The organism is Paenibacillus sp. N119s, from assembly GCF_059447605.1.
On the sequence record NZ_JCAJRU010000090.1, the window covers coordinates 1 to 17,489 of the forward strand.

Below are 17,489 nucleotides of genomic sequence, written 5' to 3' on the forward strand. Positions count from 1 at the left end.
TCCAACTCTTGCTTGGTTTTACTTTGACTCTGCTCATCTCTACTCATCTCTACTCACCTCAGCTATTCTTTTGGGTACGGAGGGCCCGGCTCTTGCACCGTTAAGTTCATGTTAACATTTTTTAGAATTCCTTAACATATCATCAGGCATAACTATCATAGTGAAAATGATTAGTATTGAGAGACTAAAGATAACAGATCACGCTCATGTTCAAGAAAAAAAGAAGAAAAAGTGTCATTTTTTTAAAAAAGTCTATACATATAAATTAAATGTATAGACAAATCAAAAGTATGGTTTTATAATTACGCTGTAAACGTTTTCTATTACTTAATATCCAATAAGACCTTGAAGGGGAGGAATAATCATGAAGAAAATTTTACTGGCGTGCAGCTCAGGTATGTCTACAAGTTTGCTGGTTACCAAGATGCAGGAATATGCTAAATCCATTGGAGATGAGGCTGAAATTTGGGCAGTAGGTCAAGATCAGGCGGCAGAGGATATGGCTAAGGCTGACGCGGTATTGATTGGCCCGCAAATGAGTTTTCTTAAGGGACAACTGGAAAAGGAAGCAGCTCCATATGGGATTCATGTAGAAGTGATCGACATGATGGCCTACGGAATGGTTGACGGTAAGAAAGCCTATGAACAAGCCATGAAGCTGGTGGAACGCAAAAATGGATAAAGTTAATATAGCTGAATTGACGGAAGAGCAAATTAGTTTCCAACTTATTCTTCATAGTGGAAGCGCTCGCAGTAAAGTAATTCAAGCACTGACTGAATACCGAAATGAAAATGTAGAAGGCGCGGACGAACTGCTCAAAGAAGCCAAGCAAGATTTACGTGCTGCACATGATATCCATTTTCAAATGGTTAAGAAGGAAGCGGGAGGTACTCAAACTCCCTTCTCGCTCCTTCTGATGCATGCCGAGGATCATCTGATGTCCACGGTTACCATGAAGGATCTGGTTAAGGAACTGCTGGAGCTGTTCAAATCCAGAAGTTTATAGCAGGACCTGTAAAATTGTGAATTTTGGGACATGAAATGCTTGCAACCCTATTGATGCAAGTCACTTCGCGGGGAGGAATAGGCTTTGTTTGAAAAATTAAGCCGGATACTGATACCTATTGCCGGTAAACTGAACAACAACCGTTATCTTACTGTACTGCGTGATGCATTTATGTTGTCATTTCCATTAACGGTTTTTGGCTCCATCATTGTCGTTATTATCAATCTGCCGTTTCTCAAAGGTTGGATGGGCGACGGTAATTATGCGACTTTTAACAGTCTGCTGAACATTGCGCCGAGTGCCACCCTGAACATCATGACCTTATTCGTGGTTGTTGGGATCGGCTATTATTTATCCCGAAGTTATAAGGTCGAGCCCATATTCGGCGGCATGATCGCGTTGGTCAGCTTCTTGATGCTCACCCCGTTTGTGCTGACACAAGAAAACGGTGCCACGATTGCTGGTGTCATTCCTTTGGATCGGATTGGGGCCAAAGGCATGTTCCTTGGCATGATCGTAGCTTTTATAGCTGCTGAAATTTACCGAAGAGTGACACAGCGGAACATTGTTATCAAAATGCCTCCAGGCGTTCCGCCAGCTGTTGCCAAATCGTTTGCCGCTTTGCTTCCGGCGTGTATCACATTGGGCATATTTTTGATCGTTAATATTGTAGTTACACTGACTCTTCATAATAACCTGCATGATCTGATTTATCATGCTGTACAGGCACCTCTGGTGCATTTGGGCAGTGGTATTATACCTACATTAATTGCTATTTTCTTTGTTCAGCTTTTATGGTTCTTTGGGCTTCATGGTCAGATTATTATCAACTCAGTCATGGAACCGATCTGGAATACGCTGGCACTTGAAAACTACGAAGCTTACTCCAAAGGAGCAGAACTGCCGCATATTATCACCAAGCAGTTTGTGGATATTTATACCGTAGGTATCGGTGGTACAGGTATGACACTGGCAGTCGTGCTCACGATTCTGATCTTCCTAAAGAGCAAGCAATTGAAGCAGGTCAGTAAGTTGGCCATTGGACCAGGTCTATTCAATGTCAATGAACCCGTCATTTTCGGTTTGCCGGTTGTGATGAATCCGCTTATTTTTGTCCCATGGGTCATTGCTCCAATGATCGTTACGCTGATTACTTACTTCGCGATGTCCACCGGGCTTGTACCGCCGCCTAACGGAATACAGGTTCCTTGGACGATGCCGTTGTTCTTTAGTGGAATGATGGCTACGGGATCTCTAATGGGAGGCGTACTGCAGTTGTTTAATATGGCTGTCGTTTTTGTCATTTGGTTCCCATTCCTGAAATTTATTGATCGGATGAACGTCCGTAGAGAGCAGGAAGAGGAGCTTAACCAAGCAGCCATTGCAGGTAAGGATCAAACTGTTGGAATGTAAAGTGAATGAGCTGCTGGGTTAGCGGTTTGTTCATTGGAAAAGAGAGAGGAGTAGAGCTGTGAATCATACCGAAATGAAAGATATCGAGCAGCAAGCCATTCAATACCGTTTTCCATCCGACTTCTGGTGGGGCTCATCAGCCTCAGCTACCCAGACAGAAGGAACCGTGGAGGGAGACGGCAAAGGACCGAACATCTGGGATTATTGGTTTGAGCAGGAGCCAAACCGTTTTTATGACGGGGTGGGACCTGGCGATACATCCCACTTTTATACACGTTACAAAGAAGATATTGCACTCATGAAAGAGCTTGGTCATAACTCCTTCCGGTTCTCCATTTCCTGGTCACGCCTGTTTCCGGCAGGAAGAGGTGAATTGAACCAGAAGGCGGTTCAATTCTATAATGACGTCATTGCAGGGTTGAATCAGGCAGGGATTGAGCCGTTTGTGAATCTGTATCATTTTGATTTGCCGATGGCTTTACAGGAAAAAGGAGGCTGGGTAAACCGGGAGACGGTCGAAGCTTACGTGGATTACACTAACACTTGTTTTGAACTATTCGGAGATCGTGTAGCCAAATGGTTTACACATAACGAGCCGATTGTCCCGGTGGAAGGCGGCTATCTGTACGATTTTCACTATCCAAATGAGGTGGATTTCGGGAAAGCTGTACAGGTGGGATATCATACCCTGTTATCGAGCGCGAGTGCCATTAAGGCATACAGAGAAGGCGGTTACAAGGGCAAAATCGGTATTATTTTGAACTTGACGCCAACTTATCCGCGTAGTCAGCACCCGGCAGACGTGCGGGCTGCTGAAATATGCGATGCGTTCTTTAACCGTTCCTTTTTAGACCCATCTGTGACGGGAGAATTTAATCCTTTGCTCGTGGAGTTGTTACGCCAAGAGGGATTCGTCCCAACCATGGAAGACGGAGATCGGGAGATTATACGTCAGGGCACTGTGGACCTGCTCGGGATTAACTATTATCAGCCGCGCAGAGTCAAGGCTCGCGAAAGTCTGCCGAATCCAGAAGCGCCTTTTGTGCCGGAACGATTCTTCGATTATTACGCCATGCCTGGTCGTAAGATGAATGAGATGCGAGGCTGGGAGATTTATGAGAAGGGCATTTACGACATTCTGACCAATGTCAGAGAAAATTACGGAAACATTGAATGCTTCATTTCAGAAAATGGAATGGGTGTTCAAGGCGAGGAAAAATTCAGGGATGAGAACGGCATGATCCATGATGACTATCGCATTGATTTTATCCGTGAGCATCTCAAATGGGTCCAACGGGCCATCTCAGAAGGCTCCAATGTGAAAGGCTATCACTTATGGACATTTATGGACAACTGGTCCTGGACGAACGCTTATAAAAATCGTTATGGCTTCGTATCTGTCGACCTTCAGAACGAAGGCAAAAGATCCGTTAAACAGAGTGGGCACTGGTTCAAACAAGTGATCGAAAATAACGGATTCTAAGGTGGTGGGTGGTCCTCTGGACCACCTTTTTTTATCACCAAGCCAAGTTACCCTGTATACTGCTGGTGAGAAAGTATATTGTTCGGTATACTTACTTATACCATAATACCTCGATGTCCCCGCCTGCAGAACCAAAAGAACCAGCGCTACCGATATTTTTGGTAAAATGCTGACATAAAACAAATTTTAGTACAGGTGGTAGACAGATGAATAAATACCAACGGATTGCACAAGAGGTCAAGAAGCGCATTATAGATAAGACCTATAGCAGTGATGATCCGATCCCCGACGAAATTTCACTGGCCAGTGAGTTCCGGGTAAGTCGGATGACGATTAAGAGGGCATTGGATACGTTGGTGTCGGAAGGGCTGTTGAATCGTAAAAGAGGACACGGAACCTTTATCGTCAAATCGGTCTACAATGGTCCGGTTAATGTCGTTGTGAATGAAATGCTGGGGCTGACTAACGTACTGCGCGGGAAAGAAATCAAAAGTAAAATCATAGCCTTTGACGTTCAATTTCCATCTGAAGAGGTAGCGGCGCATCTATTTATTGATGCCAATTCTCCTGTGTATCATGTCGTCCGTCTGCGTATTGTAGAAGGCGAGCCGTATGTGATAGAGCGCACATACATGCCTACCAAGCTGATCAGCGGTATTACCGAGCAGGTGTTGCACGGCTCAGTGTACAAACATATTAAGGAGGAGCTGGGCCTTAATATTGTCAGTTCACATCGTACCATCCGTGCGTCCAAGTCAACCGAGCTAGATTGGGAACATTTGGATTGTGGTGCGGATGATCCGGTTTTAGAAATTGAGCAGGTAGGTTATCTGGATACGGGTATACCGTTTGAATACTCATTCTCACGGCATCGGTATGATAAATTTGTGTTTACCACAGTAAATCGGATACGTTGAGCGAATGAGTACGAAACAGGTGGTAAAGCAAACATGGCAGAAGAAGCCTATCTAATATGGGATTCTCCTGCCTGTTCTTTTTTAATGAAGCAAGTTAATGACCAAGCAATCTGACTTCATGGACTGTTGGGGTGTACCAGTTGTTTGGATTGTTAAATAACACCGCATTTACAAGATTGATGCGCACGTAACGGGCTTGGAAGTTAACTTTGTCACTGGTAAAGCCATATGCGGTATTGCTTGTGCGGTCAATGGTGGAATAATTAGCACCATCCGAGCTATATTCGATTTTATACTTATAATATGCTTCAGATCCTTTGTACATAAACCATGAAATATCCACTTCGCTAATCGTCTTGGTGCTGCCCAAATCGACCTGCCACCATGCAGGCCAGGATGCAGATGTAGCTTTCCATGAGGTTTGGGGATTGCCATCGTTCGCCAGTGAAGCTGGAGAAGCGGATGCAGCTGAGCTGGCAGTCGCCGTTTTGCCTTGCGCGTGATTCACAAGAGACGGCAGGATGACCTTGCCTGTGGCAGCATCCAGATCCCAACTACTGTACCAATTGAGGGTTGCTGTTTTATTAGCATCATTCAGGGTCAGTGGCAACCAAATAAATTTGTGGTCGCTCAGATTGAGCGGGTTCCAGCGGTCACCCATATAGATGTAGCTGGTTCCTGCGCTGCCTGTAATCGTGGCAATGGAGTGGATTTGCGATCCATAAGCCGCTGGATCACCGAAGGGCGACAAAGCAGACCAGCTCCCAGTCATAGAGCTGGCGGTTGCATAGGCGCCCTGATTGGGATACCAGCCGGATGCTTGCGAGGTGAACAGGTAGTAGGTGTCGTTCTTTTTCACAACAGCAGGCGCTTCACGATAACCATTCTCAAAAATCCAGCCAACGAATGAATGTACGCCTGTATAATCAGTTGTCAGCTTGAAGATCGCCATCGTATCGTTGGCGCCGCCATTTTTACGGGAAGCTGTAATGAGGTAGCCGCTACCGTCGGTATCTGTGAACACTGTCATATCACGGGACTCGTAATTCAGTGGACGGAAGCTGCCTTGGTAGGTAAAATTCCCGTCGGGTGTATCACTGGTAGCGACAGCTACGCGACCGAGTGAGTAGTCCGTGCCATTTTCATAGTGTGCCCATAATACATATTTTCCGGTGGATTTGTTGTAAATGACTTTGGGACGCTCGATCTTGCTTGAATTCAGCTCAGGGGCGGAATTTTTGGTGAGAATGCTGCTGCGGAAGGACCAATTTTTCAAATCGGTCGAGGTATATACGTTCACTTTTTCAAACTTCCAGTTTTCGGCATGCTCGCCGTACCAATAATAAGTGGAGCCTACTTTCAGGATATTACCGCTATTCGCCTGAATCGGGTTGCCTGCGGTATCTTTCCAATTCGTTCCGTTCGTAATGGCAGTGCTTGCTGTTGTGCTCAAAGATAGTTCAGTATGCGTAGCGTCCAAAACATTCACTGCCTGGTTAGCCTCAGCCCCGTAGGTTGCTTGGATCACACCTGTCGTACCGGCCTTTGCAGCATCAGGTTGAAGCCCTGTACCCACAGACATGAGAATAAGGCATACCCATATGCCTAGCCATTTGCTATACATCCACTTCACGATATCATCTGCCTCCCATATAAATAGGATGGCCCGAACAGCTTGTCCGGCACCTCAACTACGATTTTATCCTAATTGGAAACGTTTACAAGTGGAATAAATTGAAGTCTTTCGAATCAGAAATTGGATTCGGCACTGAATGAAAGAGGGGATAGTATCGCCTAATTTAAAGGGAGCCTTCCTTCTTTTCTTACTTGTAAATGTGCTATTATCTATACCGAAAATGTATATGATTGTGCGGTTTGTCATTGACATGTTCACATTATTTCAAATTTAAAGTGACTGGAATCACATAAAGGGTTACTTTATGTGGGTATACTTGCTTTTATTGAGGGTTAACAAAAGGGAGCTATGTTGTAACGCCTTTTGTTCATCATTATTTTGGAGAGAAGAGGGATACAACAATGCTAAGTGAGCAAACCATTGCAACGATCAAATCGACTGTACCTGTTTTGGAGATACATGGGACTACAATTACCAAGCGGTTTTACCAGTTAATGTTTGAGGCTCATCCTGAGCTTCTCAATATATTCAATCACGCCAATCAAAAGCAAGGACGTCAACAGAGTGCGCTGGCCAATGCTGTATATGCGGCTGCACAGCACATTGACCATCTGGAGGAAATCCTTCCAGTGGTTCGTCAGATTGCACATAAACATCGCAGTTTGGGAATTAAGCCAGAGCATTATCCGATCGTCGGAAAATATCTGCTCGCTGCGATCAAGGATGTGCTGGGGGATGCGGCAACAGATGAGATCATCAACGCATGGGCCGAGGCCTATGGTGTGATCGCGAGTGTGTTTATAGATGTGGAAGCGGAAATGTATAAGAAGGCTGAACAGCAGCAGGGAGGTTGGTCAGACTTTAAGAACTTTGTTGTACAAAAAAAGGTTAAGGAAAGCAACCAAATTACGTCCTTTTACCTGGTGCCGCAGGATGGACAGGTGCTGCCTGCATTCGAGCCTGGGCAATATATCAGCTTGAAGATGGAGATTCCGGGTGAACATAATACCCATATCCGTCAATATAGCCTTTCTAGTGCACCAGGACAACCTTACTACCGGATATCCGTAAAACGAGAGGATGCTGTAGGGTCTCGTCCAGCGGGCAAAGTATCTGTGTATCTGCATGAGCACGTGCAGGAAGGCGATGTACTATTAGTATCTGCACCGGCAGGTGATTTTACGCTGGATCGGACAGATCGCAGACCTGTTGTATTGATCAGCGGTGGAGTAGGGCTCACCCCGATGGTCAGCATGCTGGCTTCCCTGGTAGAGACTGCTCCGGATCGGCCGGTCACTTTTGTCCACGCAGCAGTCAGTGGAGATAACCATGCTCTGCGTAATGAGGTGGAAGAGCTAGTCGCTACACATGCACAGGCTGCAGTTCGGTGGTGCTACAGCAGACCAACGGAGCAGGATCGGCTAGCTCAGGCCTTTCATAAGGAAGGACATCTGGATCTGGCCTGGCTGCAATCCGTGATACCGGAACGTAACGCTCAGTATTACTTCTGCGGTCCTCAGGGATTCATGCAGTCCGTATACGGGCTGTTGAAGGAGTGGAATATCCCAGCATCGGATATCCACTATGAGTTTTTTGGCCCTGCAGCCGCATGGGAAGCAGATGCACAATAAAATATTTAGAAAGACGAAGGATGGCTATCCTTCGTCTTTCTTTTTGCAATGATTACAATGGGAAATCCTATCATTGGACGCTACTCACTAGCTACTAATTCTTCTTAGTGTACTCATGCTTTTATAAAGTAGGGGGACACAAAAATTCTATATGCTGCGGCATATACGGGCGTAAAGCTGTTGGAATACGGATCGAACCATCCTCTTGTTGGTGATGCTCCAGCAATGGGATCAAAATCCGGGGCGAAGCGACCGCTGTATTGTTGAGTGTGTAACAATATTGTAGCTTGCCGTCCGCATTACGATACCGGATGTTGGAACGACGCGCCTGAAAATCAAGCAGCTGGGACGACGAGTGCGTCTCTCCATAAGCTTGTCGGCTAGGCATCCATGTCTCAATGTCCACCTGCTTGTAGGTTTTCTGCGACATATCGCCTGTACAGACAGCCATCTTACGGTAAGGCAGCTCCAGCAGTTGAAGCAGATCTTCTGCATTATGCGTAATCTCCTGAAACACCCGCTCTGAAGCGTCTAGGCTTGCTTCGCAGATGATGACCTGCTCCACCTTGGCGAACTGGTGTACACGATACAGTCCGTGTACGTCCCTTCCGGCCGAGCCGACCTCGTTGCGGAAGCATACGGATACGGCTGCCAGTCGAATCGGGTCCGTAACGTCCACAGTTTCGCCACTGTAATACGCGACCAGCGGAACTTCCGAGGTGCCTACAAGCCATTGATCCTCTCCTGCGATGCGGTATGTCTGATCCAGCCCGAGCGGGAAAAAGCCCGTGCTGCGCATTGCCTCCGAGCGTACCATTAATGGAACGTCCAACAGCTGAAATCCTCGTTCGGTCAGCAGATCAACAGCAAGCTGCTGCACAGCCCGGTGCAAAGCGACTCCAGCTCCCGTCAGATAGTAGTTACGAGTACCGGCTGTTTTGACACCGCGAGGCACGTCGATCAGGTTGTGAAGCTGACCGAGCGTCATATGATCCTTGGGTTCAAATCCGAAGTCGGGTATCGTCCCGACCCGTTCCAGTTCTACATTATCTTGATCTGATTGGCCTCGCGGCGTATCTGGCGATACGATATTAGGCATCAGAAGCAAGAGCTGTTGAAACTGTTGCTCTACTTCCTGTTGCGGTGCCTCCAGAAGATCTAGCCGTCCGTTAATTTCCTTGACCTGACGCTTGGCCTCAACCGCCTGTTCATTTTTCCCGGTCTGAATTAGCGCCCCAATATCCTGACTACACTGATTGCGCGTCTGACGAAGCTGTTCCACTTCCTGAAGCAGCTGTTTTCTCCGATCATCCAGGGTCAACAGGTCCGCGACCGATACCTGTATTCCTTTGTCGTCTGCTGCTCTTTGAACCTGTTCTTGATGCTCTCTAATCCATTTGATATCTAACATGACACCGCACTCCCTTTCGGATAAAAATACAAAAAGCGCCCTTATCCACATGGGACGAGGAGCGCTTTGATCTCGCGGTGCCACCCAAATTGACCGGACAGCATGACAGATGTCATGACTCTCCAATCCACTTTGCTCCGCTTTAACGGGCGGGTCCGGTTTACTTAGGAACATATCGCCATTTCGTACACTAACGTATAATCCTTGGCGTAAACGCCTCCGAGTTGGATGCTCTTCACAGGCACAATATCGTTTGCTTTTTTGTTAGTATACGGATTTTTGGCAAGTTAATCAAGAGCGCGAGTCTGCAAACTGGATTACTTCCGCTTTTCAACATGATCCTTCCAATAAAAAATAAATACACACTGTAAATAATTTGGGTTTCATGTTTGCGAAGGGGAAAGGTAGGCTTTATTTCTTATGTATATCCATTCTACTTCATCTGCAATGATGGAACTGGAAGAATATTTAAGTAATTGCTTCAATTCAGCGTTCAAAATGGGCTATAGTCTCTATAATGCTATTTTAATTTCATGTAAAATGTAATGATTACCAAACGACAGCAATGGAGGAGAACATGGAGGATTTTAAAGATCGTTTACATACGATCCGCCAAGAACAGAACAAGCTGCTCAAGGAGTATCAAACATTAATTGCAGATTACGAAGCTTCAGATATCATTCTGGAGAATGAAGTGCTGCGAAAAAAGTTCGACGATTATCAGGCCCGCTGCGGTCAGCTGGAAGAGCGGGTACGACATATTGAGCAGGAAAATGGTAAACTGCGTACTGCGCTGACGGAGCAAATGCTGAGCGAAAAGGCGAATATGATTCGCATTTCGCGGGAAAAGCTGGAGACCTATTTTGCTTCTAGAACGATAGAAGGGGAAAATCGGCTGACATCCATTGAATATGGGGCTAAAAACCGGGTGGACCAGCTTATTCAGCAAACCACTCATGAGCTTAAAGAAGATCAGGACGAGATCGTCGCTAGACTGCGACTATTCTCAGAGGAGATTCGTGATCGGATCATGGAGCAGCGCAGGCGGTTCCAGGAGGCCGAGCACAAGTTGCTTCATCAGACGGCAAACGATTTCCAGCAGCTCGAAGAAGAAGAGATTAGCGAAGAAACAATGCAGAAGCGTATGAAGCAGAACCAGTTTGAAATGATGCTGGGATTGAACTGGATCAACAAGCTCGGGATTTTGCTCATCATCTTGGGCGTGGGGGCCGCTTTTAAATACTCATACTCGAACTGGTTTACCGGAAATATGAAGGGCGTAGCCTTCTTTTTGCTAGGAGCACTGATGCTGGGCGGCGGCGAGTGGTTATATCGCAAGCAGAAACAGACCTTTGCGCTCGGGATTTTAGGCGGTGGTATTTCTGTACTATACGGGTCCATTTTTTATAGCTACTTTTTGCTAGAAATCATAGGGATGTATACAGGCATAGGCTTGTCTGTTCTCGTTACGGTCACTGCTGTGCTGTTGTCATTAAGATATGAATCTCGAACAATATGTTCTTTTGGTTTAGTAGGGGGCTATCTCCCGTTATTCTCCTATATGGCAGCAAACGGGCTGGAAGGAAACGCCGTGTACATCGCGATGGGCTATCTATTTCTGCTGAACTTGCTGATTCTGCTCGTATCCTTCCGCAAACGGTGGGTCATCGTGCAATATATCAGCTTTCTGCTTAATACCCCATTAATGGTTGTTCTCGCATGGTTATCAGACAGCACCATAGCCAGCATGCTGTATGCACTCATTACATTTGCAATGTATCTCGGGATGACACTGTGGGTGCCGTTCCGATTCAAAACTAAACTATCCTGGCTGGATTTCTCCCTGCTGGCTCTGAATACAGTCGTGAGCTGTTCCGTTCTGTATTCTCTATTCGGCGATGCAGGTCTGGATGATTACAAAGGCTTGCTGGCACTCGTCTTTTGCCTGGTGTATGGGGGCTTGGGCCAATGGGTTCGTCGATATATTCCAGAGGAGAAACAAACCAAAGTTCTATTTTATGCGACTTCACTGACCTTTGCTATTCTCATGATTCCGTTCCAGTTTGGAGTCAGATGGTTGTCCATGGGCTGGTTAATCGAGGCAGTACTTCTCACATTATGTGGACATCGTTATCGCTTAAAAGAATTGGAACGTGCAGGCTGGGGTATTCTAGCACTGTGTCTTGGCGCATTCTTTTTCATCGATTTCCCTATATATCTCTTGTCAGGCTTTGAGACGGATTATTTTGGGCTCAAATATACGCTCATTACACTGGGAATGTTGATCGTTACTGTCTTCTATGCGATTGAATTTAGCCGGCCGAATGCTTTCAAAAACAATCGTTTGTACGAAATGCATATCATGCAAGGTTTTAAGTATGCAACTTTGATGAATGTGTACTTCTACCTTTTGTATGAAGCTGCGCATTGGTATAACATCGTCGTATCCGATGAATTTGCACATTACACCTTGTACAAGGTATTGCTGTTCACCTGCGTATCACTGGTACTTGCTTATTTCCTGCCTAAAGTGAAGCTACTCTACGATCGGGTGATTAAATACTATAGTCTGGCGTTGTATGTCATAGGCTACGTGCTGGCACTGGTAGTTACCGTTACGATTCCTACCTTGCATGAAGATTACGCGCAAAATACGACTGCGGATTATGTAGCATTGGTTGTACTAACAGCCTTTAATGCACTAGTATTCTTCAGCAGCAGGGATTTCCTAAACGCACTGATGACCCGGCACTATAGAAGTAATGAGCTGTATCCGGTCATTATGGGTGTATATTTGCTGGGGATCATTACCGCCTTTCTCGGGGTTCAGTTCCATCTGGGAGACGCGGGCCTTGCGTTCAGTCTGGTGTATCTGCTGCTGGCTATTTTGTATATTGTATACGGCTTCCTCAAACGAGTGGTCTATATCCGCCGGTTTGGGTTGGGCTTGACCCTGCTATCGACGGGTAAGCTGCTTTTGTACGATCTACACCTGCTAACGTCGGGAAGTACAATTGTAGCCTATTTCTCCTTTGGGGTTGTATTGCTGGCCATTTCATATATTTACCAAAAGGTATCCAATCGTATGGGAGAGACCATTACAAAGAAGGATTCGGAAGAAAAAATGTAGTTTTTTGTAGTATTGTGTAGATATCAAGCATTATGAAAATAAATCCGGAAATAGTGAAAATTTATGCATGACCTTGCATCCTACTTACGCTATAATGAGAAAAAATTATTTATGTACGCATGCTCAAGTTTATGCGTAAGTAGAGAGAATGAGGGGGATACAATGAATTTGGGCAAGGGGCAGAATAACCTGTCTGATAAAAATGAACGCTTCTCGTCGGCTGGATTCATACTGGCAGCGATCGGGAGCGCGGCAGGGTTAGGTAACATCTGGAAGTTTCCGTATATTACCGGACAATATGGCGGAGCTGCGTTTTTCTTGTTGTTTATTGTCTGCCTGTTGCTTGTTGGTTTACCTGTACTTTTAGCAGAGCTTGCGCTTGGACGTGCAGGTCGAGGAAGTGCTGCCTCTGCAATGGTGAAAGTAGGCGGACATCCAATTTGGGGCAAGATGAGCATAATGTTTGTTATCGTGCCGTTTGTTATTTTGTCGTTTTATGCCATTGTAGGGGGATGGACACTGCATTATGCTGTAGAAGCATTTAGCGGAAGTCTGTTTTCAAATCATGATTTTGCTGGACAGTTCGCTTCGTTTTCCTCCGGCTATGCGCCGTTGGTATGGTTGTTAATTGTTTTTGCATTTACAGCAGTCGTGGTTACCCTAGGGGTATCGAACGGAATTGAGAAGTTCAATAAAATTCTGATTCCTGCTAAGGTTATCCTGTTGCTCGTGTTGATGATTAACGCTCTCATGCTGCCAGGTTCTGGTGCGGGTGTATCCTTCTTTTTGAATCCCGACTTTTCTAAGCTGAGTATTGAGTCTGCATTGGTTGCTTTGGGACATGCTTTCTTCTCCCTCTCACTGGGGATGGGGATTATGGTCACATATGGTGCTTATGTGGATCGTCGACAATCGCTGGGTGGAGCCATGCTGGCAGTTGGTGGCGGGGATTTAATCTATGCGTTTATCGCAGGTATGATCATTTTCCCTACAACCTTCTCCTTTGGTATTAACCCTGCCCAAGGACCGTCTTTGGTCTTTATTGCTTTGCCGGCTGCGTTCTCTGCCATGCCTTTCGGAGCTTTCTTCGGTGGTTTGTTCTTCGTATTACTGGCAGTTGCAGCATTAGGATCGATGGTATCCCTGCTGGAGGTACCTGTGGCCTATGTTATGGAACGGTTCCGTTGGAGCCGGGTTCGCTCGGTTCTTATCGTTTCAATCCTGTGTCTGTTGCTGGGCGTTCCTTCTGCGTTGTCTATGGGGTTAGTTCCAGAGTTAAAGGTGGGGGGTAAATCCTTCTTTGACTTTGTTGACTTCACAGCATCCAACATTTTCTTGCCGCTCGGTGGCTTGCTGATTGTTATATTCACAGGGTACTATTGGAAAACTGCTGGCGAACATGCCAATCTCAAACCTCTCTGGTTCCGTGTATGGTTGTTCGGTCTTCGGTATGTTGCACCAATCCTGATGTTGTTGGTCTTCCTTCATACTTCAGGGATCATCAAATTTTAATAGATACGGACTTGGAAAAAGGTATTTTCTTCCTAAGGGAAGAGATACCTTTTTTTGTATATCTATCAGTGGTTACCTAAGTGTGGAAAGGAATGATATAATAAAAACATTGTCATTAATTTTAACTTCAATGAAATCATTGCGATTATGAAGTTTTATATAATGAATGAAAAGGCTACAGGGCATCGACAGACGATGTGCAGGAGAGGGAAAGGGCAGAAGAGCATTGAAACAGACAGGAAGTTGGAATTTGCAAGAAGGACGGCGGCTGAAATGAAGTCTAATCGGTTGTCGCCACAACGTCGTTATATGCCAGGTTTGGATGGGTTAAGAGCGCTGGCGGTCATTGCAGTCATTGTGTATCATTTGAATCCGGATTGGTTGCCGGGTGGGTTGCTGGGTGTAGGCATATTTTTTACTTTGTCTGGGTATCTGATTACAGATATTTTGGTCAGTCAGTGGGATACATATCATAGTTTTAAAATGAAAGATTTCTGGGTGCGTCGTGCCAGAAGGTTGCTGCCTGCCATGCTGACAGTTGTGGCTGTCATTGTCCTGTGCTCGTTGCTTTTCGATCCGTCACGGCTTACGGCCTTGCGCGGAGATGTACCTGCCGCATTGGTGTATATGAGCAATTGGTGGTTTATTTTCCACCAGGTTTCGTATTTTGAAAGTTTCGGCCCTCCTTCTCCGCTTGGACATCTGTGGTCGCTGGCAGTGGAGGAGCAGTTTTATATCCTGTGGCCATTACTGCTGGCGCTTGGGCTGAAGTACATGCCCAAGCGTATTGTACTGGCCGGATGGGTGACTTGTCTGGCGTTAATCTCGGCGCTCTTGATGGCCGTGATTTACGTACCAGGAAGTGATCCGAGCCGGGTATATTATGGCACCGATACACGCGGCTTCGCTCTGCTGATTGGTGCGGCGCTGGCCTTAGTATGGCCAAGCGGCAAGTTGAAAGAGCATGCTTCTGCCAAGGCGCGCTTGCTTCTCGATGGCGTCGGTGCAGTTGGCCTACTGCTGCTGTGCCACTGGGCGTGGGTCTCGAATGAATACGACCCGTCTCTGTACCGCGGTGGTTTGCTAGGGATTGCAGTGGTCACTGCTATTGTGATCGCAGCATTGGCACACCCGGTGAGCCATCTCGGTCGTCTGCTTGGACGCAAGCCGCTGCGCTGGATCGGGGCCCGTTCCTACGGAATGTATCTATGGCATGTTCCGGTTATCACGCTAACGACACCTCAGGTGGATACCGATGGTGTGCATGTGATGCGTATCTTTTTACAATTGCTAGCTACCGTACTGCTGGCTTCTCTCTCGTATAAATATATGGAGGAACCGATTCGGCGCGAAGGATTCCGGCACTGGATGGCGGGAATTCGCTCAGCGGTTCGGCAACAAGCGCGGTGGAGATGGCTGCCTACAACGGCAACAGCAATGCTTTGTATAGGTATTGGTGTAGGTACCGTTCACCTGTACGCGGCATCTCCTGATGCGACATTGCAGGCAGCAGCCAGTGATGAGAAGCCAATTGCCAAGGCAAAGGCGATGCCGCCGCTTCACGGAACGGTGTCCGTTGCTTCCAAGGAGCCTATAGCCACTACGCCTCAAGGAGCCAAGGACAGTAAGCCTCCGTCCCAAGACGAGATGCCTAAAAACACGGCAGTCAAGACTGATACTACGGAGGCTGCTACGACACAGTCGAAGGAGTCTTCGACCGAGTCCAAACCAGATACGCCTGTAACAGGAGATGGCTCAAGCGTGACCGCCATTGGAGACTCTGTTATGCTCGATGTACAGTCGTACATTCAGGAATACTTCCCGGGGGCTGTTGTGGATGGACGGATCGGCCGTCAAATGACGGAAGCACCTGCTGTGCTGGAGCAATTGAGACAGAACGGCCAGCTAGGCAAGACGGTGATTATTGAACTGGGCACGAACGGCGCTTTTACCAAAGACCAGTTATCTGATCTGCTCGCCAGCCTGAAGGATGCAAAGCGTATTATACTTGTGAATACCCGTGTGCCTAGGCCCTGGGAGAGCATTGTAAACAAGCATCTTGCCGAGGCTGCATCCCAAGATCCGCGAATTACAATGATTGACTGGTATACAGCAAGTTCCGGTAAAGACTCATATTTTGAGCATGATGGAGTACATTTAAAACCTAAGGGTGCGAAAGCCTATGCATCTTTGCTGGCTCAGGCCCTAACGAAGCAATCCTGATAAACCGCAATGATATTTATAAATTATGCTAATGCAAGATAAGAAACCACCGGGAGTAGGTTGTTCATCCCCTGGTTGAAGTGCATCCTTAAACTTTCATCGGCTAAACCTCAGAGTTTTTCCAATGCTCGTTCTAAGGTGCGCTTTCACCCTGCTCTGGTGGTTTTTCTTATTTTAGTGTGGAGGTACATAATCTAATGGAAAAGGGTTATTCACATAGCAGAACAAGAGAGCATCGCTTGAAGAGGAACAGAAGAAGGCTGATGCTGATTGCTATTGTATTATTTGTGGCAGGTTGTATTACTTTTATCGCGATAAAGGTTACGGATAGCAAATCACACGCGCCGACACAGGAGCATGTTAAAAAAACAGATGCTGTATCCAAGGACTCATCCAATGCTAAAGCTGGCGCAGGGGCAAAGGATAAAGTGGTCCCTCCAAAAAATGATCCCGGTGTAGAAGATGGTGCCTTCGTCGAGAAATATTTAAAACAGCAAATGCTAGGACAGATGCCTGATGGAGCTGATGGTAAAAAAGTGGCCTACTTATCTTTTGATGACGGCCCATCCGTGACGGTCACACCTCAAATATTGGACATTCTGAAAAAGCAGAAGGTCAAGGCAACCTTTTTTATTGTAGGTAAAGAAGCCAATGAAAATGAGCATACCAGGAATCTTATCAAAAGAATTGTCAAAGAGGGTCACGCGATAGGAAACCATACGTATTCACATAATTACAAGTATTTATATCCGAACAGACGAGTAAACACGGATCATGTGATGCAGGAGATCGAGAGGAACAATCAGGTTCTAAAAAAAATACTAGGACCCGAATTCTCCACCAGAATGATCCGATTCCCTGGGGGACACATGACATGGAACAGAAGAGATCCACAGGGAATGGCTGCTCTGGATAAGATTTTACTTGAAAAGGATTATCATCAAGTAGATTGGAATGTATTAACGAAGGATGCAGAGGGAAGGTCCAAGAAGGCACCCGCACTAATCAACCAGTTTATGAGGTCAGTCAAAGGCCGGGAAAAAGCTATTATACTCATGCATGACACTTATGGTAAAGAAGAAACAGCCAAAGCATTGCCGCAAATTATAGAATATCTGAAGAAACA

Annotated in this window: 12 protein-coding genes; 10 read left to right on the forward strand and 2 right to left on the reverse strand. The window is 46.2% G+C overall.

Going from position 1 to position 17,489, the window contains the following annotated elements:
- Nucleotides 1-364: 364 nt before the first annotated feature.
- From AC5V8P_RS12255 to AC5V8P_RS12275, 5 genes are all read left to right on the forward strand, one after another.
- Nucleotides 365-682: a PTS sugar transporter subunit IIB gene (locus AC5V8P_RS12255; protein ID WP_063207371.1), complete on the forward strand. Its 318-nt coding sequence runs from the start codon at nucleotides 365-367 to the stop codon at nucleotides 680-682.
- Entirely contained in the window at nucleotides 675-1,007 is a 333-nt protein-coding gene (locus tag AC5V8P_RS12260) for a PTS sugar transporter subunit IIA (protein WP_058830993.1), read from the forward strand. Before AC5V8P_RS12255 ends, AC5V8P_RS12260 begins: the two co-directional genes overlap by 8 nt.
- A gap of 84 nt (nucleotides 1,008-1,091) precedes the next feature.
- Nucleotides 1,092-2,420: a PTS cellobiose transporter subunit IIC gene (gene celB / locus AC5V8P_RS12265; protein ID WP_064797608.1), complete on the forward strand. Its 1,329-nt coding sequence runs from the start codon at nucleotides 1,092-1,094 to the stop codon at nucleotides 2,418-2,420.
- A 73-nt stretch (nucleotides 2,421-2,493) separates the two neighbouring features.
- Nucleotides 2,494-3,903 (forward strand): glycoside hydrolase family 1 protein, encoded by a 1,410-nt coding sequence (locus tag AC5V8P_RS12270; protein ID WP_064797816.1) that lies wholly within the window; start codon nucleotides 2,494-2,496, stop codon nucleotides 3,901-3,903.
- 206 nt (nucleotides 3,904-4,109) lie between these two features.
- A complete protein-coding gene (locus tag AC5V8P_RS12275; protein WP_013373714.1) occupies nucleotides 4,110-4,820 on the forward strand; it encodes a GntR family transcriptional regulator in 711 nt (236 codons plus the stop codon).
- Between the two features lie 94 nt (nucleotides 4,821-4,914).
- On the opposite strand, the gene AC5V8P_RS12280 is transcribed toward AC5V8P_RS12275, so the two are convergent.
- A complete protein-coding gene (locus AC5V8P_RS12280) occupies nucleotides 4,915-6,453 on the reverse strand; it encodes a family 43 glycosylhydrolase (protein WP_063207365.1) in 1,539 nt (512 codons plus the stop codon).
- Between the two features lie 404 nt (nucleotides 6,454-6,857).
- Here AC5V8P_RS12280 and hmpA point away from each other — a divergent pair, with 404 nt between their 5' ends.
- Nucleotides 6,858-8,087 (forward strand): NO-inducible flavohemoprotein, encoded by a 1,230-nt coding sequence (gene hmpA / locus AC5V8P_RS12285; protein ID WP_064797609.1) that lies wholly within the window; start codon nucleotides 6,858-6,860, stop codon nucleotides 8,085-8,087.
- A 121-nt stretch (nucleotides 8,088-8,208) separates the two neighbouring features.
- Here the strand turns inward: hmpA and serS are convergent, their stop codons facing one another.
- A complete protein-coding gene (serS, locus tag AC5V8P_RS12290) occupies nucleotides 8,209-9,498 on the reverse strand; it encodes a serine--tRNA ligase (RefSeq protein ID WP_064797610.1) in 1,290 nt (429 codons plus the stop codon).
- 577 nt (nucleotides 9,499-10,075) lie between these two features.
- Here serS and AC5V8P_RS12295 point away from each other — a divergent pair.
- The 4 genes from AC5V8P_RS12295 to AC5V8P_RS12310 all read left to right on the forward strand — a co-directional run.
- Nucleotides 10,076-12,628, forward strand: a complete 2,553-nt coding sequence (locus AC5V8P_RS12295) for a DUF2339 domain-containing protein (RefSeq protein WP_064797611.1) — start codon at nucleotides 10,076-10,078, stop codon at nucleotides 12,626-12,628.
- 162 nt (nucleotides 12,629-12,790) lie between these two features.
- Entirely contained in the window at nucleotides 12,791-14,140 is a 1,350-nt protein-coding gene (locus tag AC5V8P_RS12300; RefSeq protein ID WP_063207353.1) for a sodium-dependent transporter, read from the forward strand.
- A 273-nt stretch (nucleotides 14,141-14,413) separates the two neighbouring features.
- Entirely contained in the window at nucleotides 14,414-16,363 is a 1,950-nt protein-coding gene (locus tag AC5V8P_RS12305; protein ID WP_064797817.1) for an acyltransferase family protein, read from the forward strand.
- 197 nt (nucleotides 16,364-16,560) lie between these two features.
- Nucleotides 16,561-17,489, forward strand: a 929-nt coding sequence (locus AC5V8P_RS12310; RefSeq protein WP_495473653.1) for a polysaccharide deacetylase family protein, incomplete at its 3' end; no start/stop codon positions are given.

Excerpts from the sequence above, each read along its gene's own strand:
- AC5V8P_RS12270 (WP_064797816.1), top strand. The coding sequence starts at position 2,494 with ATGAAAGATATCGAGCAGCAAGCCATTCAATACCGTTTTCCATCCGAC.
- AC5V8P_RS12295 (WP_064797611.1), top strand. The coding sequence starts at position 10,076 with ATGGAGGATTTTAAAGATCGTTTACATACGATCCGCCAAGAACAGAAC.
- serS (WP_064797610.1), bottom strand. The coding sequence starts at position 9,498 with ATGTTAGATATCAAATGGATTAGAGAGCATCAAGAACAGGTTCAAAGA.
- AC5V8P_RS12300 (WP_063207353.1), top strand. The coding sequence starts at position 12,791 with ATGAATTTGGGCAAGGGGCAGAATAACCTGTCTGATAAAAATGAACGC.
- AC5V8P_RS12275 (WP_013373714.1), top strand. The coding sequence starts at position 4,110 with ATGAATAAATACCAACGGATTGCACAAGAGGTCAAGAAGCGCATTATA.
- hmpA (WP_064797609.1), top strand. The coding sequence starts at position 6,858 with ATGCTAAGTGAGCAAACCATTGCAACGATCAAATCGACTGTACCTGTT.
- AC5V8P_RS12260 (WP_058830993.1), top strand. The coding sequence starts at position 675 with ATGGATAAAGTTAATATAGCTGAATTGACGGAAGAGCAAATTAGTTTC.
- AC5V8P_RS12255 (WP_063207371.1), top strand. The coding sequence starts at position 365 with ATGAAGAAAATTTTACTGGCGTGCAGCTCAGGTATGTCTACAAGTTTG.
- AC5V8P_RS12305 (WP_064797817.1), top strand. The coding sequence starts at position 14,414 with ATGAAGTCTAATCGGTTGTCGCCACAACGTCGTTATATGCCAGGTTTG.